We start from the raw sequence: 20,373 nt of genomic DNA on the forward strand, positions 1-20,373 counted from the left end.
CCCACATCAAGCACCCGGGGGCACGTCGATGACCAACACCACCACCCCGGACGCCACAGTCGCAGTCCGCACGCAAGAAGAAGCAGCCCAGGCGCCGAGCAAGCTCCGCGCCGCCGCCCGCCAGTTCGGCGTCGTCTGGTCGAACAAGAAGGCCCGGATCGGCATCATCATCCTCGGCGTCTTCGTGTTCGTGGCGATCTTCGCCCCGCTCCTGGCCCCGTACGGCGCCAGCCAGAACGGCTTCGCCCGGTCCGCCGACGCGACGCCCGACCACTGGATGGGCACCACCGCCGCCGGCGAGGACGTCCTGTCCCAGATCATCTACGGCGCCCGCATCTCGGTCATGGTCGGCGCGGTCGCGGGCATCCTGTCCACGCTCGTCGCCGTCGCGATCGGCCTCAGCTGGGGCTACGTCCGCGGCTGGATCGCCGAGGTCATCGGGTTCATCGTGAACCTGTTCCTCGTCATCCCGGGCCTGCCCCTGATGATCGTCATCGCCGCCTACCTGCAGAACGGCGGCATCGCGGTGATCATCGCGGTCATCGTCGTCACCGGGTGGGCGTGGGGTGCTCGTGTGCTCCGCTCGCAGACGCAGTCGCTGCGCGGCCGGGACTTCGTCACCGCCGCCCAGTTCTCGGGTGAGGGCGCGACCCGCATCGTGTTCCGCGAGATCCTGCCGAACATGACGAGCCTCATCGTCGGCAGCTTCTTCGGGGCCGCCACCAGCGCCATCCTCGCGGAGGCGGGCCTCGAGTTCCTCGGACTCGGCGACTCGTCGATCGTCAGCTGGGGCACGATCCTGTACTGGGCGCAGAACTCGAACGCGCTCCTCACGGGGCAGTGGATCCTGCTCTTCGCGCCGGGTCTCTGCATCGCGCTGCTCGCGATGAGCCTCACCCTGATCAACTTCGGCGTCGACGCCGTGTCCAACCCGCGGCTGCGCGACGGCGCACGGCCCCGTAAGGAGAAGCGCGCATGAGCGGCTTGCCAGAAACGCACCCGGCAGACGGCCTGGAGGCGCCCACCGGCGCCGCCACGGGCCTCCGGTCCGACGCCCGTCACGACCAGGGCGACGCCTCCGTCCTGCTCGACGTCCGCGACCTGTCGGTCGTCTACGAATCGGCCGGCCAGACGGCGGTCCAAGCCGTCGACCACGTGTCGTTCCAGCTCAAGAAGGGCGAGTTCGTCGGCCTGGTCGGCGAGTCCGGTTCCGGCAAGTCGACGCTCGGCTACGCGCTGACCCGGCTGCAGAAACCGCCGGCGCGCACGAACGGCGGCAGCATCGTGTTCGCGGGCAAGGACATCCGCGACCTCGACGACGAAGCCCTGCGCCAGCAGCGGCAGGGCGGCTTCGCCATGGTGCTGCAGTCCGGCATGAACGCGCTCAACCCGGTGCGCACCATCCGGAACCACTTCATCGACGTCTTCAAGGCGCACGGCCACGTGTCGCGCGACCGCTGGGACGCCCGGATGAAGGAGCTCATCGAGAAGGTGAAGCTGCCGACCTCGATGCTCGCCCGGTTCCCCGGGGAGCTCTCCGGCGGCATGCGGCAGCGCGTCTCCATCGCCCTGGCGCTCTCGCTCGAACCGCAGCTCATGGTGTTCGACGAGCCGACGACGGCGCTCGACGTGCTCGTGCAGCACGCCGTGATGGACACCATCATCGAGCTCCAGCGCACCGAGGGCTTCACGGCGATCCTGATCAGCCACGACCTCGGCATCGTCCTCGAGGCCACCGAGCGCGTCCTCGTCATGCACGAGGGCCGGATCGTCGAGGACGGCGGCTCCCGCGAGATCCTCCGCGACCCGCAGGACGAGTACACGCAGATGCTCCTGTCGCACTACGCCGACCCCCGCGCCGAGGTGGTGTCGCTGCCGGGCTTCCCGGACCGCTCGCTCCGCGCCGAGGCCGGCGAGAAGCGGCAGGAGACGACCTCGTCGTTCAGCACCGTCGGCTCCCGCGAGCGCAGCGCCGCCCGCAACCCGATCGTCGTCGACCACATCGTGAAGACCTACCCGGCTCCCCGCCGCGGTGAGCAGCCGGTGCAGGCCGTGCGCGACGTGTCGTTCACCCTCGAGCCCGGACAGTCGCTCGCCCTGGTCGGCCAGTCCGGTTCGGGCAAGTCGACCATCGCGAAGCTGCTCACCGGCGTCGAGAAGCCGACCACCGGCACCGTCCGGTTCGGGGACCTCGACGTCGCCCGCCTCGGCAAGCGCGGCCTACGGGACCTCCGCTCCGAGGTCCAGATGGTGTTCCAGGACCCGTACTCGGCGCTCAACCCGCTGCACACGGTCGAGTACACGCTGTCCCGGCCGATCGCGAACTACACCGGGCTGACCGGCCGCGATGCCCGGCGCCGGGTGCTCGAGCTGCTCGAGACGGTGGGGCTCACCCCCGTCGAGCAGTTCGCGCAGAAGCTCCCGCACCAGCTCTCCGGCGGGCAGCGGCAGCGCGTGGTGATCGCCCGGGCGCTCGCGAGCGACCCGCAGGTGATCATCGCCGACGAGCCGGTCTCGATGCTCGACGTGACGCTGCGCGCCGGTGTGCTCGCGCTGCTCGAGGACCTCCGCGAGCAGTGGGGCGTCTCGCTCCTCTACATCACGCACGACCTGCTGAGTGCGCGGCTCATCACGGACGACATCATGGTGCTCCACGAGGGCGCCGTGGTCGAGCGGGGTCACACGGCCCAGGTGCTGCAGGACCCGCAGGACCCGTACACGATCGCCCTCCTCGACGCCGTTCCCAACCCGCGGAGGACCCTGCGCGCATGACGAACCTGCACGACTTCCCGACGGTCCCGCCGTTCGGGCACCTGCCCACCCCGGACGGCGTCGACGTCGTCGGGATCGACGTCCCGGTCGGGCGGCTCACGGCCTACCGGATCGTGCCCGAGGGGGTGTCGAAGGGCACCGTGCTCATCGTCCCCGGGTACACCGGCTCGAAGGAGGACTGGCGGACCTTCCTGCCCGTGCTCCGCGACGCCGGGTGGACCGCGGTGGCGATCAGCCGGCGTGGTCAGGCCGACTCGGCCGCGCCGACCGAGCCGCGGGACTACTCCCTCGACGAAGAAGCCGCCGACGTCGTCCGGGTCGCGCGCCTGCTCGACGACGGTGCCCCCGTGCACTTGATCGGGCATTCGCTCGGCGGTGTGATCGTCCGGGCCGCCGCGCTCCAGGACCCGACGGCGTTCCGCGACGTCGTGCAGTTCTGCTCCGGGCCGCACGGGTGGCCGTACCGCAAGGTCGCCGAGCTGACGATCCTGCACGACACCGGGGGGAACCTCCGGCAGCTGTTCGACTCGACGAACCCGCTCTGGGCGTACCGGCCCGACGAGGAGCTGCCCGACGACGTCCGGATGGTGCGCGACCGCTTCGACGCGACGAGCCCGCTCAGCGTCGTCGCCGGTGGACACATCCTCGAGGACCACACCGACGCCTCCGACGCCCTGCGCGCCACGGGCCTGCCGGTCCTCGTCGCCCACGGCGAGTGGGACAACGCCTGGCCGATCCCGTGGCAGCGGGCGATGGCCGAGCAGACCGGCGCCGAGTACGTCGTCATCCCCGCGAGCTACCACGGCCCCCAGGTCGAGAACCCGCTCGGGACGGTCGCCGTCTTCGACGCATTCCTGAGCCAGCACTGACCTGAGCCAGCACTGACTCGAACAAGCACTGAAAGGCACCATCATCTCCACGCTGCAGTTCCCCGACGGCTTCCTCTGGGGTGCCGCCACCGCCGCCCACCAGATCGAGGGCAACAACGTCAACAGCAACTGGTGGGTGCACGAGCACGAGCCGGACACCACCATCGTCGAGCCCTCGGGTGACGCGGCGGACAGCTACCACCGGTACCGCGAGGACATCCGCATCGCCGCCGAGCTCGGGCTGAACTCCTACCGGTTCAGCATCGAGTGGGCCCGCATCGAGCCCGAGCGCGGGTTCGTCAGCCGTGCCGAGGTCGACCACTACCGCCGCATGGTCGATGCCTGCCACGAGTTCGGCATCGAGCCGATCGTCACCCTCATGCACTTCACGGTGCCGCGCTGGTTCGAACGCGACGGTTTCTGGCGGGCACCCGACGCCGCCGACCTGTTCGCCCGCTACACCGAGGCCGCGCTCCCCGTGGTGCAGGACGGTGTCCGCTACGTCTGCACGATCAACGAGCCGAACATCGCGGCCATGCTCGCCGGCGGCGAGGACGCGGCCAACCTGGTGGCGTTCGGCCTGCCGAACCCGGACCTGGGGGTCGCCGACGCCCTGCTGGCCAGCCACAAGCGGTCGCGCGAGGTCCTGTCACAGGTGTCGGGCCTCCAGTCGGGGTGGACCATCGCGACGCAGGCGTTCAAGTCCAACGGTGAGCCCGGGGCGGACGCCATGCTCCGCGAGTACGGGTACCCGCGCGACGACTGGTACCTCGAGCAGGCCGCCGGTGACGACTTCCTGGGCGTGCAGGCCTACACCCGCACGTTCATCGGTCCGGACGGGCCCCTGCCCGTGACGGACGACGTCGAGACCACCCTGACGGGCTGGGAGTTCTACCCCGAGGCCTCGGCCGACGGGCTCCGCAGCGCGTGGGAGCTCTCCGGCGGCGTCCCGCTGATGATCACCGAGAACGGCATCGCCACCGCCGACGACTCCCGCCGGCAGGCGTACACGCAGGGCGCCCTCGAGGGCATCCACCGCTGCATCGAGGACGGCATCGAGGTCCTGGGCTACCAGCACTGGTCGCTCCTGGACAACTACGAGTGGGCCTCCGGCTTCCGCCCGACGTTCGGGTTGGTCGCGTGGGACCGCGAGACCTTCGAGCGCACGCCGAAGGACTCCGCCCGTTGGTACGGGCGGGTCGCGCAGGCGAACGCCCTCGAGCAGGTCACCGTCTAGGACGGTCGACCCCGCAGGCGCGCGGCGGACGGGAGGCCCTGCTCCCGTCCGCCGCGCTTCCGTGTGCCCGGCACGTGGCGACCCACGGGCCGTGGTGCGGACTGCGCTCAGGCAGCGGCGAGCAGGTCGGCGACGGCCGTCTCGCGGAGCAGCTCCGCGCGGTCCGCAGCGGTCGAGCCCTCGTCGTCGACGGCGTCCCGGTCGACGTCGAGCGACAGCACGACCCGGACCGTGTCGAGGTCGCCGGAGTCGACGGCCGCGATCAGCAGCGTCGCGCCCCGTGACCCGCGCGCCCTGGTGTCCGCACCCGCGGTGGCGAGCGCACGCACGATCGCGGCGTGCCCACCCCACGCAGCGCGGACGATCGGGGTGTTGCCGTCGCCGTCACGGGCCTCCAGGTCGGCACCCGCTCCGACCAGCACGTCGACCGCCCGTCGCGCGTCGCGGTCGATCGCCAGCGTCAGCGGCGTCCGCCCCTCGGTGTCCTCCAGCTGCAGGGTCGCGCCGCGGCGCAGGAGCTCCTCGAGCATCTCGGGGTGGTCGAACCACGCGGCGGCGTGCAGCGGGGCGAAGCCCCAGCGGGGGTCGACGTCGTCGACGTCGCTCGCGTCGTCGGCCAGGTGCAGTCCGCCGAGGTCGCCGTAGGCCGCTGCCCGCACCACCTCGGTCGTCCACTCGACCCAGCCGTCCGGCACCGGGCCGTGCCAGCCGCGTGCCGGGCGCGCCTCGAGGTCGGCGTACACGCTCTCGGCGACGCTCCGGATCGCCACCCGGACGCCCCGGAACCGGATCGCGACCTCGCCGACGGGGGAGATCAGCAGGCGGAGCTCCCAGGCGTCGTGCTCGTTCAGGTACTCGAGCTCGCCCCGGGCGACGTGCGCGTCACCGGCGAGCAGTGCCGCGGCGTCGACACCCGGCGGGTCGATGACGGCGTCCCGGAGCCGGAGCGACACCCTGGCGTGGTTCCAGCGACGCCACAGGCCGCTCGGGGTGTCGAGGACCTCGTCGTTGCGCACCACGATGTCGGCGTGCACGACGACCGGGTCGGGCACACCGTGCCCCGGCAGGTCGACGGGGGTCGTCACGTCGTCCTCGTCGGCGTCCGGGTCGACGACGGCGTCGGCGGACTCCACGACCCAGCGTTCGATCCGCGAGTCGGTCCACTTGACGGTCAGGAGCGCGGCGACCGTGGGCGGGGCGTCCTCGAGCAATCGGGTCACGTGTTCTCGCTGGCCGTCGAAGTCCTCGAGGGAGACGTAGCCAACGGAGGGCCAGTTCACTCGACTCCATCGCACGGGACGACACTACCGGCGTCCGGCGGCGGGACTGCGGTGCCATCGCATCGCACTCGCGATCATCACACTTGATATGTCGTACCGGTATATCGTATGGTGGTCCGGCAGCGGAGGTCCCGCCGCGCCTGATCCGGAAGCGCACCCATGACCCCCAGTCCCACTCTCCCGACGGCGTTCATCGCCCCGGCAGCAGTCGTGTCGCCCTCGGCGGCCGTCGCTCCCGGGGTCCGCATCTGGGACGACTCCCACGTCGAGGCGCACGCGTCCGTCGGCAGCGAGACCCTCGTCGGCCGCGGCGTCACGATCGGCGCCGGCGTCCAGATCGGTGCCCGCTGCAAGATCCAGAACAGCGCCCTCGTCTACGGACCGGCGGTCGTCGGCGACGGTGTCTTCATCGGCCCCGGTGCCGTCCTCACCAACGACAACACGCCGCGGGCGATCAACCCGGACGGCTCCGTGCAGGACGCCGACGACTGGCGGCCCACGGCCGTCGTCGTCGAGCACGGTGCGTCGATCGGCGCCGGAGCGCTCTGCGTCGCCCCCATCCGCATCGGCCGGTGGGCGTTGGTCGCAGCCGGCGCCGTCGTCGTCCACGACGTCCCGGACCATGCGCTCGTCGCCGGGGTCCCCGCCCGCCGCATCGGCTGGGTGAGCCGGACCGGCCGACGGCTGGCGCAGGTCGACGACCGCACGCTGGTCTGCACCGAGACCGGTGACCGCTTCCTCCACTCCGAGACCACCGACACGATCGAGGCGATCCGTTGACCACCACACTCGAACTCATCCCCGCGGCGAAGCCCCTCATCGGCCTCGAAGAACGCCGCGCCGTCGATGCCGTGCTCGAAGGCGGCGGGCTCGCGCAGGGCCCCGAGGTCGCCGCCTTCGAGCGCGAGTTCGGCGACGTCCTCGTCGCCGGAGCCTCGGTCACCGCGGTCAACAGCGGCACCGCTGCACTGCACCTGGCGCTCGTCGCGCTCGGCATCGGTCCGGGTGACGAGGTCATCGTCCCCTCGTTCACCTTCGCGGCCACGGCGAATGCGGTCCGACTGGTCGGCGCCGAGCCGGTGTTCGTCGACATCGATCCCCTGACCTACTGCGTGGACCCGTCCGCCGTCCGCGCCGCGGTCACCCCGGCGACCCGCGCGGTCATGCCGGTGCACCTCTACGGGCACCCGGCCGACATGACCGCGATCGCCCGGATCGCCGAGGAGCACGACCTGCTCGTCGTCGAGGACGCTGCGCAGGCGCACGGAGCCCGGTGGGCCGGCACGCGCGTCGGCAGTTCGTCCGACGCCGCGGCGTTCAGCCTCTACCCCACCAAGAACATGACCGCGGGCGAAGGGGGCATGGTCTCGACCCGCGACGCCGCGGTGGACCGGATGCTCCGGCTGCTCCGGAACCAGGGCATGGAGCAGCGCTACGCGAACGAGGTCATCGGCTTCAACGCGCGGATGACCGACATCCACGCCGCGATCGGGCGTGTGCAGCTCCGCAAGGTGCTCGGGTGGACCGCACAGCGCCAGGCGAACGCGGCCTACTTCAGCCGTGAACTCGACGGGGTGGTGACACCGACGACCGACCCCCGAGCCGAGCACGTCTTCCACCAGTACGTCGTGCGGGTGCCGTCCGACCGCGACGGCTTCGCGGCCGCACTGCGCTCCGAGTTCGGCATCGGGACCGGGGTCTATTACCCGACGCCCGTGCACCGCCTCCCGTCGTTCGCACACGACCTCGACCTGCCCGAGACCGAGCGTGCCGCGTCCGAGGTCCTCGCGCTCCCCGTCTACCCGACACTGACGCTCTCGCAGCTCGACCGCGTCGTCGAGGCCGTCAACACCCTCGCCGGGGCCGGACGATGAGCGGGGTGCTGCGGGCCGGGGTCATCGGCCTCGGGATGATGGGGCGGCACCACGCCCGGGTCCTCCGGTCGCTCGAGGGGGTCGAGCTCGTCGGCGTCGCCGATGCCCTCGGTGACCAGCACGACGTCGCCCAGGGCGTGCCGGTCGTCCGGTCCGTCGGTGAGCTCGTCGCACTCGGCGTCGACACCGCGGTCGTCGCGGTCCCCACGGCGCACCACGAAGCCGTCGGTCTGGAACTCGCCGCGGCGGGGGTGCACGCCCTGATCGAGAAACCCGTCGCGGTGGACGGTCCGGCTGCCGCGCGCCTCGTGGCCGCCTTCGACCGCGCCGGACTCGTCGGCGCCGTGGGCCACATCGAGCGCTACAACCCGGCGCTCCAGGCGCTGCGACAGCGGCTCGACGCCGGTGAGCTGGGCGACGTCTACCAGATCGTCACGCGTCGCCAGGGGCCCTTCCCCGCACGGATCGCGGACGTCGGTGTGGTGAAGGACCTCGCCACGCACGACATCGACTCGACGTCGTGGATCGCCCGGTCACCGTTCGTCCACGTCGGGGCGCTCGCGGGCACCAAGAGCGGGCGTCCCCACGAGGACCTCGTCACCGTGACCGGACGCCTGGCCGACGGCACGCTGACCTCGCACCTCGTGAACTGGCTCACCCCGTACAAGGAACGCCTGTTGATCGTCACCGGTGACCGCGGCACGTTCGTCGCCGACACCCTCACCGCCGACCTGACCTTCCACGCGAACGGCACCGTCCAGACCGAGTGGGACCAGGTCGCCGCGTTCCGGGGTGTGTCCGAGGGAGCCAGCACCCGGTTCGCCATCACCAAGCGCGAGCCGCTCCTGGTCGAGCACGAGGCGTTCCGCGACGCCGTGCTCGGGCGGCCGTCGGACATCGTCACCCTCCGCGACGGTCTCCGGACGGTACTCGTCGCCGAGGCCGTCCTCGAGTCCTCGCGGATCCAGCAGACCGTGCAGCTCGGCACGGACGCCGAAGGAGCAGCAGCATGAACGTCGTCGTCGTCGGTCTCGGCAAGATCGGGCTCCCGCTCGCCGTCCAGTACGCACGATCCGGTGCACACGTCACGGGCCTCGACGTCGCGAGCGGGGTTGTCGACGCCGTGAACGCTGCGACCGAGCCGTTCCCCGGCGAGCACGGGCTCGCCGACGGCCTGCGTGAGGTCGTCCCCGCGGGGCTGCTCCGCGCGACCACGGACGCGGCGGCAGCGATCCCCGGCGCCGACGTCGTCGTGGTCGTCGTGCCGCTCTTCGTCGATGCCGACGGCATCCCCGACTTCGGCTGGATGGACGCCGCCACCGACACGATCGGCGACCACCTGCGACCCGGCACCCTGGTCGCGTACGAGACGACGCTGCCGGTCGGGACGACCCGTGGCCGCTGGGCACCCCGGCTCGAGGCCCGCTCCGGACTCGTCGAGGGGCAGGACTTCCACGTGGTGTTCTCGCCGGAGCGGGTCCTGACCGGCCGCGTGTTCGCCGACCTCCGGCGCTACCCGAAGCTCGTCGGTGGTCTCTCCGACCAGGGCTCGGCGCGCGGCCGGGCCTTCTACGAAGCGGTGCTGCAGTTCGACGAGCGCGACGACCTCGGTCGGCCGAACGGCGTCTGGGACCTCCGCACCGCCGAGGCCGCCGAGCTCGCGAAGCTCGCCGAGACCACCTACCGCGACGTCAACATCGCGCTGGCGAACGAGTTCGCCCGGTTCGCCGAACGGCAGTCCATCGACATCGCCGCGGTCATCGACGCCTGCAACTCGCAGCCGTACAGCCACATCCACCGCCCCGGGATCGCGGTCGGCGGTCACTGCATCCCGGTGTACCCGCGGCTGTACCTCTGGAACGACCCGGAGGCCACGGTCGTCCGTGCCGCTCGTGCCAGGAACGCCGCGATGCCGGCCCACGCGGTCGACCTCCTCGAGCGCCTGCACGGCGACCTGCGGGGCCAGCGCGTCGTCGTCCTCGGCGCGGCGTACCGCGGCGGGGTGAAGGAGACCGCCTTCTCCGGAGTGTTCGGCACGGTCGACGCACTCCGGGCGCACGGCGCGCTCGTGACGGTCTCCGACCCGCTCTACTCCGACGACGAACTCCGCCGTCTCGGCTTCGAGCCACACACCGACGGCGACCCGGTCGACGCCGCGGTCGTGCAGGCCGACCACGCCGAGTACGCGACGTGGGACGAGTCCCGGCTCCCCGGCGTCCGCACGGTCGTCGACGGCCGACGGGTCCTCGACGTCGAACGGTGGGCGTCCACCACGGTGACCGCGATCGGTGCTCCGCCCGTGGTCCCCGTGGCCTGACACCGTGCGGTCCTCGCCCCGTCGGCGCCTCCCGGCGATCGCGACGATCCTCGTGGGCACGGTCCTCGGACAGGGCCTGGTCGTGGCGATCTCACCGCTGCTGACCCGGCTCTACACCCCGGCGGACTTCGGCACGCTCGCGGTCGTCACGGCGGTCGCGAGCATCCTCGGAGCCGGAGCGACGCTCGGTACCGACCGCGCGCTGGTCGTCGCACACGACCGGGCGACGACCGACGCGCTGGTCACACTCGGTCTGCTCTCGACGCTGGTCGTCGGTGCAGGCACCGCCTGGGCTGCCTGGGTCCTCCGCGGTGACGCGGCACGGTGGTTCACCGCGCCGGCGCTCGAGGACCTGTGGTGGACCGTGCCCGTGACGGTCGTCGCGGTGGGGGCGCAACGGATCGCCTCGGCCGTGCTCGCGCGACGGCAGCAGCACCGGTCCATCGCCGTGCGCAACGCCTGCCAGGGCATCGGCCAGTCCGTCTGGAACCTGGCGATGGCCGCGGCCGGTCCGGTCGGGCTGGTGGGTGGCCTGGCGGTCGGCCGGATCGCGGCCGTGCTCGGGATGGTCCGGTTCCGGCGGGGCGACGGCGAGCGGATCACCCCTCGGGCGCTCTCGTCCGCCGCCCGTCACCACCGGCGGTTCCTCGTCATCACGCCGTGGTCCTCGATGCTGAACGTCGTCGGCCAGCAGGCTCCGGGTCTGCTCATCGCGGCGCTGCACGGCAGCGTCGCCGCGGGCTTCGTCGCCCTCACGATGCGGGTGCTCGGTGCGCCCGTCGGCATGGTCGCCGACGCGACCGCGCAGTACGCCGCCGGGGCGTTCGGACTCCGCATCCGCTCGGCCGATCCGGTCCGCGGGCTGCTGGTCCGCCTCGTCGTGCGGTTGGCGCTCGCCGGGGCGGTGGCCGCGGTGGTGGTCGTGCTCCTCGGCCCGGCGGTGTTCTCGACGGTGTTCGGCCCGGAGTGGGCCGTCTCGGGGACGTACGCACAGGTGCTCGTCCCGGCCTTCGCGATCCAGGTCGCGGTGTCGCCGGTCACGCAGGTGCTGTCGATGCTGCAGCGGCAGGGAGCACAACTGGCCTGGGATGGAGCACGGCTCGCGCTGTCCGCGTCGGCAGTGCTCGTGCCGTCGCTGCTCGGTGCGCCGATGCCCGTCGTGCTCCTGTCGCTCGCCTCGGCGATGGCGATCTCGTACGCGGCAGTGCTCCTCATGGTCCTCCGGGCCGCCCGGATCCACGACCGTGGCGCAAGCGGTCGACGGGCTACCAGACGACGACGAGAATATGACATGTAGATAACTCGCGTCGTGGGTGAACGGGCCCATAGTTTCGGTGCATGGCTTCTCGACCGCGTCCGTTCGACATCGTCCACGTCTCGAGTGCGCACCCATGGACCGACAACCGAGTGCACCTCCGTGCTGCGGCGAGCGCAGCGCGTGCCGGGTACCGCACGGCGTTGGTCGCCGTCGCTGCCGCAGGCGTCGGTGCCGATCCGGACTGGCACCTGCCCGATCCCGAGACGGGGGTGTACGTCCGACGTATCCCGGCTCGGCGTCGCGGGCGACGGGTGCTGGTGTCCTCGGTCCAGGTCATCGGGGCGGCACTGTCGTCCCGGGCGCCGATCGTGCACCTGCACGACCCCGAACTGTTGTGGGCGCTCCCGCTCCTGCGCGTGCTGCACCGGACGGTGGTGTACGACGCCCACGAAGACCTGCCGGAGCAGGTGCGGGGCAAGGAGTACCTCGGCCCCGTCGCCCGCCGTGGCAGCACGGTTGCGGCGCACGCGGCAGTGGCCCTCGCACGCCGGTCACGCACCGTGGTGGCCGCGACGCCGACCATCGCGCGCCGCTTCCGCGCCGACCGGACCGTCCTGGTCCGGAACGTCCCACGGCTCCGTGCCCAGGACACCGACGCCCCGCCGGCCGCTGCTCGTGGTCAGGTGGCCGTCTACCTCGGGTCGATGAGCCGCGACCGGGGGATCGACGTCCTGACCGGCGTCGCGGCCTCACCCGGGCTCCCGGACGGCTGGCGTGTGGTCACCGCCGGTCCGATCGACTCGGCGGTCGACCGCGGTGCGTTCGACGCACTGGTCGACACCGGGCGCATCGACCACCGGGGCGTCCTGGCACCGCACGCGGCCCGCGACCTGTTGGTGACGGCTCGCGTCGGGCTCCTCCCACTCCTGCCGACGCCGGCCTACGCGGCGTCGATCCCCACGAAGCTCTTCGAGTACCTGGCGGCCGGACTGGCGGTCGTCGCCACCGACGTCCCGCTCTGGCGGGAGCTGCTCGACGGCGCCGACTGCGCGACGTGGGTGCCACCGGGCGACCCGGAAGCCGTCGTGGCCGCACTCCGCCGGTACGACGGCGATCCTGACCTGCTGCGACGGCACGCCGAAGCCGGCCGCGCCCTGGTGCTCGAACGCTTCCGGTGGGACCACGAAGAGCACGTCCTGCTCGACCTGTACCGCTCGCTGTCCGGCGCCTCGCCGATGCCGGAAGCCGTCGGGCGGTGACGCCGCTCCGGACACCCCGGTCGGTCGTGAGCCGACGGGGTGCGCTGTTCGGCGCGGCCGGAGCGATCCCCGCAGCGCTGCTCGACACCGGGACCCGGGCGGCCGCCGCGTCCGGCCGCTCGAGTCCCGCTCCAGCTGACACGGCACAGACGGTGACCGACACCGGGGTCGCCCGCTTGCAGGACGCCGTCGCGGCCACCGACGCGGGTGCCGTGCTCGTCGTGACCCGGCACTGGGTGCTGTCCGAACCGCTGCGCATCGACCGCGCGGTGACGATCCGGTTCGTCGGCGGATCGCTCTCCACCACGCTCGACATCGACATGGTCGTCGTCGCCGCGTCGGACGTCATCATCATCGACGCGGTCCTCCGGGGTTCCGGGTCGGACCACTCCGGGCTCGGTCGGGGTGTCCACGTCGTCGGTACCGTCACCCGGCCGTTCCGCGACGTCCGGATCCTCGGCGCCGACATCCGCGACTTCTCCCACGACGGTGTCCTGCTCGACCACTGCGCGGCGTTCACCGTCGCGGACTGCGTCATCGCCGACATCGGCTACGCCGGGGTGCTCATGTTCTCGTGCACCGACGGCACGGTGCGCGGCAACCGCATCGCCCGGGTGACCCAGCCTGCGCCGTACGTGAACTCGTACGGCATCGAGGCCGTCCGCGCGACCACCACCGGACTCCTCGGCGCACCACGTTCGGCCCGGATCGTCATCGCGGACAACCACGTCTCCGACGTCCCCGCGTGGGAAGGCATCGACACCCACGGCGGGCAGTCCATCGCGATCCTCCGCAACCTCGTCGAGAACTGCCGGGTGGGGATCGCCATCGTCCCCTCGAAGGACGAGTCGGACGCCGGCGCCACGAAGTACGCGCCCCTCGACTGCTCGGTCATCGACAACGTCGTCCGCCGCACGACGTCCGGCCCCGGGTCCGGCATCGTCATCCGCGGCGCGGGCGAGACCGTCGGTGACCCCGCCGAACGGGCGAACGGCATCGTCCTCCGCAACACCGTGACGGGGTACGGGGACGGCGACCGCGACGGGGCCGTGCTCGTCTACCTGACGCGGCACCTGATCGTCGCGCACAACCACTGCCCGGGTGGAGTCCGTCGCGGGCTCTCCCTGTACCACTCGAACGACGGCATCACCCTCGTCGGCAACCGGATCGCGGGGCTGCGGCGCCAGGGTACGGCGACGTCGGTCGCGATCGACGTCCGCGCCACCGAGAACCGCGGGCACCTGGTGGGCAACCGGTACGAGGGCAGCGTCGAGAGCGGTGCCGTCTACGGGGTGCTGTGCCGCCAGACGGCCAACGACCTGGTGCTCGTGGACAACGACTGGGCCGCTGCGACGACGGCGGTCGTGGCCGGTGCCGGCGCGGTGCTCCGGGTCCGAGAGCGCTGAGCTGCCCGACGGCCGGGCACCTTCCGCCGGCCGGTCCGGCCAGCGGTCCGCGCACGTGCTGCAGCATCGCGGCGCCCAGCACCCTGCACCGGCGCCGCTGCCTGCGTCAGCGCGGGTGCGGGTGCTCCGCCCACGAGTGCCGAGCGGCGGCCGCTCCGGGATCGTGCTCGCAGCCGATCGTCGCCCGGAGCGGTGGGCCGCCGTCTGGGCGAGGCCCGCTCCCAGCCGCTGCGCGGGGCGATCAGCAGGATCAGCGTCCCCATCAGCAGCCCGTGCGAGAGCATCGCCGTGAAGATGGACGTGTTGGACAGCATGATGCTCGGCATCACCACGGCCATCGCCGCGACCCGCATCGGGAGCCCCCGGCTCGCGCCGTCGAGGAACCGCAGCCAGACGAACAGCGCAGCCGCCGCGACGAAGATCCCGATCCACCCCAGGTTCGCGAACCCGTCGGCGAACAGGTTGGCGTTCGCGTAGCCCACCGACCCGGGCACCAGGTAGTCGGAGATCCGTTTCGGCGGCGGCAGATCGTACGGGTACTCGATCCAGGGGCTGAGGAACGAGTACCCGTACCGGGCGACGGGGTTGTCGGAAAAGTAGTCGACGTACACCGAGGACAGCAGCCCCGGCGTCAGCATGAAGCGGCGGGTGAACACCGACGTCCAGGTGATGCCGCCCTGCACCTCGTCGGCGACCGCGGAGACGATCATGATCGCGAGGGGCGCACCGAGGAAGGCGAGCGAACGCGCCGGCTTCGCGCCCCGGAACAGCACCGCCATCCCGAGGACGGCGATGAACGAGAACAGGACCGCCTTGAACCCGGTGCTCGAGTACAGCAGGAACTGCCCGGCCAGGGCGAGGACCACCAGGGACGGGCGGCGACGGAAGATGCCGCGCGCGAGGACCAGCGGGTTGATCACGTACGCCTGACCGGTCAACAGGTACCCGAGGGCACCGCCGGTCCCGACGTCGGCCGAGTAGTCGGCACGCACCTCGTAGATGTCGTCGAGTGCCAGGAACCGGATGTGGATGCCGACCGTCGCCGCCATCAGGCCGTACGTGACGAGGGAGTAGAGGCCGCACACCAGCCAGGTGAGCGTGCCACGGTCGATCCGCCGCGCGCCGATGACCAGCACGTCGTCCGCCGCCTCGACCCGGGCTGCCGGAGCAGTCGCGCCGCTCGGCGTGGCCAGGCTGACCAGTGCGAACGCCGTCCCGACCGCGGCACTCAGCGCGATCGCCGTGGCGGTGGACACGTACCCGGTCGAGATGCTCATGATCATCGTCGGGCTGACGCACACCACGAAGATCGTCCAGAGCACGACGTGCGACGGCCGGACGAGCACCCGGGGGAGCGTCAGCGCCACCCCGGTCGTCAGCACGATGACGACGAGCAGCGCCTGCCAGGGCGCGGGGACGTAGCCGTACCCCAGGTACGAGAAGATCGGTGCGACGAGGTTCGCCGAGATCCAGTTCATCGTGAGGCCGAGGAGCGCGACCGCGACGAACACGCCCGTCACCCGTCCGACCGGACGTGCGAGCTCGGCCCGGTCGATCGTCGCCCGCGTCACCGGGTGGCCGTCGGCGTCGATCGTGCTGCGCGGACGCCGGGCAGGAGTTCGTCGTACATCTCGACCAGCCGCTCGGCCTCCGGTGCCCAGGTGAACCGCGCGGCCGCCCGTCGGGCCTCGGCGCCGTGCCGCTCGAGGAGCGCGGGGTCGTCCGCGTACCGGCGGATCGCCTCGGCGATGGCCGTGGGGTCGTCAGCGGGGACGAAGGTCACGCACTCGACCCCGCGCAACAGGTGCCGCCACAGGGGGATGTCGGTGGCGATGACGGCGAGTCCGGCCGCGAGGTACTCGAACAGCTTCGTCGGGAAGATCTGGTCGGTGACGGGCGTCCGACGGAAGGGGACCACGCCGATCCGGGAGCGGAGGAGCAGGTCGCGCGCCTCCATGGGACCGACGACGCCGCCGTGCAGAGCACGGCCGGTGGCCTCGGCGGCACGCAACCGCTCCGTCGACGTCGCCCGGTCGATCGAGCCGACCATCTCGACCCGCCATCCCGCCGGGAACGACGGTTCCTCGACGACGGACGCGAGCACGTCGATGCCACGGTCGTGACTCAGGACGCCGACGTGCGCGACCAGGGTGGGCCGCGCCTCCAGGCCGACCTGGGCGTCGTCTTCCGGACGCGCGAAGGGGAAGTTGTGGATCGCGATCCTGCGCGGTGCCGGGAACCGGCGTCCGGTCCACTCGGTCGCGGTGACCACCCGGTTCGCCGTCCCGGCCACGCGGAGCAGCCCGTGCGAGAGCCACGCGAACACGGCACGCTGCCGGTGGGTCAGGTAGTCCTTGCCCCAGACCTGGTCGGGCAGGTCCTCGTGCGCGTCGTAGACGACGGTGCGGCCGGCCAACCGGAGCACCGGGATGGTCCAGATGAGCTCGGGATCGTGCAGGTGCACCACCCGGGCATGTGACCGCAGGGCGAGGGTGAGCGCCTGCGTCGTCGACACGACCATGCGCCGGACACGCGCACGCCGTGGGATCCGCACCACCTCGACGGCCGTGGGTGGGGCGCCGAGGTCGGACTCGACCGCGATGAGGCGGACGCGGTAACCGGCGTCGGCGGCTGCCGCGGCCTCCCGCAGGTGGACGCGGTTGTCGACCCAAGGGTGGGCGCTGGAGACGTGGACGATGTCGGGGAGCATGCTCGGGTTTCCTCGGACGGGACGGGACGGGACGGGACAGGGGAAGGTCAGGCGGCGACGGTGTCGTCGAGGACGCCGGCCAGGACGCCGGCCAGCCGGCGGTAGTCGTGCTCGCGCACGACGTGGTCGCGGCCGCGGGCACCCATGGCCTCGCGTTCGGCGGCGGGCATCGCCGCGAGCGTGAGGATGCCCTCGGCGATCGCCTCGGGGTCGTCCGGCCGGACGTGCAGGCCGCTGGCCGAAGCGGCCACCGGTTCGAGCGTGACGGGTGCTCCGACGAGCAGCGGGCGGCCGAGCAGCATGTACTCGTACTGCTTGTTCATCGAGACACCGTGTCGGTAGAGCGGCAGGTCGTGCATGTTGACGACCAGGCAGTCCGCTCGGCGCCCGATGCGGCGGGCGTCGTCCTGCGGCACCCGTCCGTCCCAGGTCACGTCCACGCCGGCCTGGAGGCGCGACGCGCGTTCCCGGAGCGCGCTGACGTCCGATCCGTCCCCGACCATGCGGAGCACCAGACGCGGGCCGCCGCTCGCGGCGGCCCGGCGGGCGGCGAGGTCGAAGCCGTCGAGGACGGCTTCGAGCGCGTTCGCCGGCCCCATCGAGCCGATGTAGGTGACCGTGAAGCGGTCGTCAGCGGTCTCGGGCGCGGGCGCGAGTGCGGTGTCGGGCTCGTCCGCGGGTTCTTCGGGTGCGTCGGGTTCACCGGGCTCGCCGGGTTCGTCGGCTTGCTCGTCGATCGCGACACCGTTCGGGACCCAGGTGAAGGGCGTGGGCTGACCGCGGTCGGCGTAGTACCGGCCGACGCCTTCGAGCGGGGAGACGATGTGCGCTGCCCGACGGACGATGGTCCGTTCCAGCCGTCGGAGCAGCCGGACCGCCGCGTGCCGTTCGGTCATGCCCGCCAGCCCGAGGGCTGACTCCGGCCAGAGGTCGCGCGGCTCGAAGACGAACGGCACGCCCATCCGTCGAGCGAGCACCGAGGCGCCCCACGCGGCCAGGGGATGGAAGGACCCACCGATCACGACGTCCGGTCGGGGGAGCCCTCGGAGCGAGCCCGGCTGGAGCAGCAGCGCGGTGAACAAGCCGATGTCGGCGATGCGACGGATCGCCCGGCGAGCGCCCGCACCACGGTGGTCGACTCCGCGGAGCCAGCAGAACTCGTACCCGTCGCCGGTCCAGCGCTCGCGCAGCGTCGTCCCGTGCAGGTGGGAGCGGCCGGAGGGGTGGTCCGTGCCGGCAGCGATGACCACCGTGCGCCACCCGTGCTCGGTCAGACCCGCGGCGAGGTGCTGGTGCCGGGTCGCGCGGCCGTCCCGCTCGCGGTGGTGCGCGTAGTGGTTGACGATCCAGACGGTCCTCACCGTGATCCACCCGTCATCGCCGCGGTCCCCTCGAAGACGTCGGAACTGACGTGGCCCGGCGCGGCGATGCCCTCGCGTCGGAGCACGACGACGACCGTGCGGAGCAGGATGCGGAGGTCGAGGCCGAGGGTCACGTTGTCGACGTACTCGACGTCCGACCGGAGCCGCTCGGGCCACGGGAGGGCGTTGCGGCCACGGACCTGGGCGAGACCGGTCAGACCGGGCAGGACGTCGTGTCGGCGGGACTCCTCGGCGGTGTAGAGGTCGAGGTACCGGCAGAGGGTCGGGCGGGGGCCGACGAAGCTCATGTCACCCCGCAGGATGTTCCACAGGCTGGGGAGTTCGTCCAGGCTCGTCGACCGCAGGAACGAACCGAACGGCGTGAGGCGGTCGCTGTCGCTCACCAGTCCGGCCGCGGGGTCCGACTCGAGCATCGTGCGGAACTTCAAGATGGTGAACGTCTTGCCGTGGAGCCCGGGGCGGGGCTGCCGGAACAGCACGGGACGACCGAGCCGAGCTGCGACCAGGACGGCGACGACGGCGAGCACCGGAGCGAGTGCGACGAGCGCGAGGGAGGCGCCGACGATGTCGGAGCAGCGCTTGGCGCGGAGCGTGCGCGTGCGGCGGGGGGACTGCATGGGACGTGTCCTTGTCATCGGTCAGAAGGGCGAGCGCTCTTGTACTCAGAGCGGTAGTACGCGCTCCGGGACGCCTTGTGCTTGGTCTTGGTGAGGACGATGCCGGCGACCTGCTGGCCGACGCGCGCCAGTGCCTCGATCGCGAGTCGGACGTCGGAACGCTTCGTCTGGTTGGCGGCGGTGACCAGCAGAGTGGTCGACACGAGTGTGCTGACAAGTGCCGAGTCGGTGACCGCGAGGACCGGCGGTGTGTCGACCAGGACGACGTCGTAGTTGGCGGCCAGCTCGGCGAGGACCCGTGCCATCGCCTCGGAACCGATGAGTTCGCTGGGGTTCGGGGGGATCGTGCCGGCGGGCAGGACCGAGAGGCCGTCGAGGCCCCAGTCCTGCAGGACGTCGTCGAGCTCGACGCGGCCGACGAGCAGGTCGGTGAGCCCGACGGCGCCTTCGAGGCTCATCACGGCGGCGACGTTCGGGCGACGGAGGTCGGCATCGATGATGACGGTCCGCATGCCGCTCTTGCTCAGGGCGATCGCGAGGTTCGCGGTGGTGGTCGTCTTGCCCTCGGACGGCCTGGCGCTGGTCACGGCGATGGTCGGTGCGCCGCTGGTCCGGAGGAACTGGATGTTCGTGCGGAGGCTGCGGAAGGCCTCGGACCGCGCCGAGTTCACCTCGTCCCGGATGATCAGTGGGTGCCGGGCAGCGTCGGGGTCGAACGCGATGTCGCCGACCACGGGGACGTCCCCGTCCAGGTCCTCGCTGGAGCGGACGCGCGTGTCGACCGCAGCGCGGAGCAGCGCGAGTGCCGCGCCCGCTGCGAGCCCGCCGAGCAGACCGAGTGCGAGGTCGGCGGCCTTCCGCGGGGCGATGGGACTCAGCGGTCGGGACGCGGGCGTGACCTCTTCGAGTCTGACCGAGGGCGCTTGGTCGGCGCCGGCGGGCTCGATCTCCTGCACGACCGTGGCGAGGCTCTTGCCGATCTGCTCGGCGATCGTGGCCGCTGCCTTGGCGGACCCGTCCTGCACGGCAATCTTGATGATCACGGTGCCGGCGTCGACCGAGGTGGTGACCTGGGAGGCGAGTGCCGCGGGGGTGGTGTCGAGGTCGAGTTCGTCGATGACGCCCTGCAGCACGCGGGGAGAGGTCGCGAGTTGCATGTACGACTTGATCTTCTGCTGCGCGGCGGTCGACCCCTGTGCGATCTCGCCCGCGGTCGCCGAGGTGTCGCCGGCGACCGAGACGTAGTACGAGGTCGAAGCCTCGTAGGTGGGAGGGGTGACGCTCGTGATGACGAGGGATGCACCGGCTCCGAGGAGCGTTGCACCGGCGATGATCCACCAGCCCGAGAGGAGGGCGCGGATGACGGCGAGGTAGTTCAAGAGGAGCCTCCGG

At 71.9% G+C, this 20,373-nt stretch carries 16 protein-coding genes; 11 read left to right on the forward strand and 5 right to left on the reverse strand.

Going from position 1 to position 20,373, the window contains the following annotated elements:
- The first annotated feature begins 28 nt into the window (after nt 1-28).
- The 4 genes from HP445_RS02765 to HP445_RS02780 are packed head-to-tail and all read left to right on the forward strand — an operon-like array spanning nt 29 to nt 4,878.
- On the forward strand, nt 29-979 hold the full coding sequence (locus HP445_RS02765; RefSeq protein ID WP_111224784.1) for an ABC transporter permease: 951 nt from the start codon (nt 29-31) through the stop codon (nt 977-979).
- Entirely contained in the window at nt 976-2,772 is a 1,797-nt protein-coding gene (locus tag HP445_RS02770; RefSeq protein WP_111022714.1) for an ABC transporter ATP-binding protein, read from the forward strand. Before HP445_RS02765 ends, HP445_RS02770 begins: the two co-directional genes overlap by 4 nt.
- A complete protein-coding gene (locus HP445_RS02775; protein WP_111029705.1) occupies nt 2,769-3,641 on the forward strand; it encodes an alpha/beta fold hydrolase in 873 nt (290 codons plus the stop codon). The genes HP445_RS02770 and HP445_RS02775 overlap by 4 nt, the downstream gene beginning before the upstream one ends.
- A 40-nt stretch (nt 3,642-3,681) precedes the next feature.
- A complete protein-coding gene (locus tag HP445_RS02780; protein ID WP_128781487.1) occupies nt 3,682-4,878 on the forward strand; it encodes a glycoside hydrolase family 1 protein in 1,197 nt (398 codons plus the stop codon).
- A gap of 107 nt (nt 4,879-4,985) precedes the next feature.
- Here the strand turns inward: HP445_RS02780 and HP445_RS02785 are convergent, their stop codons facing one another.
- Complete coding sequence (locus HP445_RS02785; protein WP_111091980.1) at nt 4,986-6,173, reverse strand: ankyrin repeat domain-containing protein; 1,188 nt, start codon at nt 6,171-6,173, stop codon at nt 4,986-4,988.
- A gap of 144 nt (nt 6,174-6,317) precedes the next feature.
- Between HP445_RS02785 and HP445_RS02790 the strand changes: the two genes are divergently transcribed.
- From HP445_RS02790 to HP445_RS02820, 7 genes are read left to right on the forward strand one after another with little or no spacing between them, the layout of a single operon-like run.
- Nucleotides 6,318-6,938: an acyltransferase gene (locus tag HP445_RS02790; protein ID WP_128781488.1), complete on the forward strand. Its 621-nt coding sequence runs from the start codon at nt 6,318-6,320 to the stop codon at nt 6,936-6,938.
- On the forward strand, nt 6,935-8,032 hold the full coding sequence (locus HP445_RS02795; RefSeq protein ID WP_128781489.1) for a DegT/DnrJ/EryC1/StrS family aminotransferase: 1,098 nt from the start codon (nt 6,935-6,937) through the stop codon (nt 8,030-8,032). The genes HP445_RS02790 and HP445_RS02795 overlap by 4 nt, the downstream gene beginning before the upstream one ends.
- The gene (locus HP445_RS02800; protein ID WP_128781490.1) at nt 8,029-9,045 is read left to right on the forward strand and encodes a Gfo/Idh/MocA family protein; all 1,017 of its coding nucleotides are present in this window, start codon (nt 8,029-8,031) and stop codon (nt 9,043-9,045) included. Before HP445_RS02795 ends, HP445_RS02800 begins: the two co-directional genes overlap by 4 nt.
- Complete coding sequence (locus HP445_RS02805; protein ID WP_128781491.1) at nt 9,042-10,349, forward strand: nucleotide sugar dehydrogenase; 1,308 nt, start codon at nt 9,042-9,044, stop codon at nt 10,347-10,349. Before HP445_RS02800 ends, HP445_RS02805 begins: the two co-directional genes overlap by 4 nt.
- 4 nt (nt 10,350-10,353) lie before the next feature.
- On the forward strand, nt 10,354-11,646 hold the full coding sequence (locus HP445_RS02810) for a lipopolysaccharide biosynthesis protein (RefSeq protein WP_164941268.1): 1,293 nt from the start codon (nt 10,354-10,356) through the stop codon (nt 11,644-11,646).
- Between the two features lie 41 nt (nt 11,647-11,687).
- Nucleotides 11,688-12,866 (forward strand): glycosyltransferase family protein, encoded by a 1,179-nt coding sequence (locus tag HP445_RS02815; RefSeq protein WP_128781493.1) that lies wholly within the window; start codon nt 11,688-11,690, stop codon nt 12,864-12,866.
- A gap of 26 nt (nt 12,867-12,892) precedes the next feature.
- Nucleotides 12,893-14,272, forward strand: a complete 1,380-nt coding sequence (locus HP445_RS02820) for a right-handed parallel beta-helix repeat-containing protein (RefSeq protein ID WP_128781494.1) — start codon at nt 12,893-12,895, stop codon at nt 14,270-14,272.
- A 1,567-nt stretch (nt 14,273-15,839) separates the two neighbouring features.
- Here the strand turns inward: HP445_RS02820 and HP445_RS02825 are convergent.
- From HP445_RS02825 to HP445_RS02840, 4 genes are read right to left on the reverse strand one after another with little or no spacing between them, the layout of a single operon-like run.
- Nucleotides 15,840-16,982 (reverse strand): glycosyltransferase, encoded by a 1,143-nt coding sequence (locus HP445_RS02825; RefSeq protein WP_128781495.1) that lies wholly within the window; start codon nt 16,980-16,982, stop codon nt 15,840-15,842.
- Between the two features lie 47 nt (nt 16,983-17,029).
- Nucleotides 17,030-18,343, reverse strand: coding sequence for a glycosyltransferase family 4 protein (locus HP445_RS02830; RefSeq protein ID WP_164941269.1), 1,314 nt, complete (start codon nt 18,341-18,343; stop codon nt 17,030-17,032).
- Nucleotides 18,340-18,981 carry a sugar transferase gene (locus HP445_RS02835; RefSeq protein ID WP_128781497.1) on the reverse strand — a complete coding sequence of 214 codons (642 nt, stop codon included), beginning with the start codon at nt 18,979-18,981 and terminating at the stop codon, nt 18,340-18,342. The genes HP445_RS02830 and HP445_RS02835 overlap by 4 nt, the downstream gene beginning before the upstream one ends.
- A gap of 14 nt (nt 18,982-18,995) precedes the next feature.
- Complete coding sequence (locus HP445_RS02840; RefSeq protein WP_128781498.1) at nt 18,996-20,360, reverse strand: tyrosine-protein kinase domain-containing protein; 1,365 nt, start codon at nt 20,358-20,360, stop codon at nt 18,996-18,998.
- Nucleotides 20,361-20,373: the final 13 nt, after the last annotated feature.

Origin of the sequence: Curtobacterium flaccumfaciens, assembly GCF_013359815.1 — a bacterium.
Lineage (GTDB): Bacteria > Actinomycetota > Actinomycetes > Actinomycetales > Microbacteriaceae > Curtobacterium > Curtobacterium flaccumfaciens.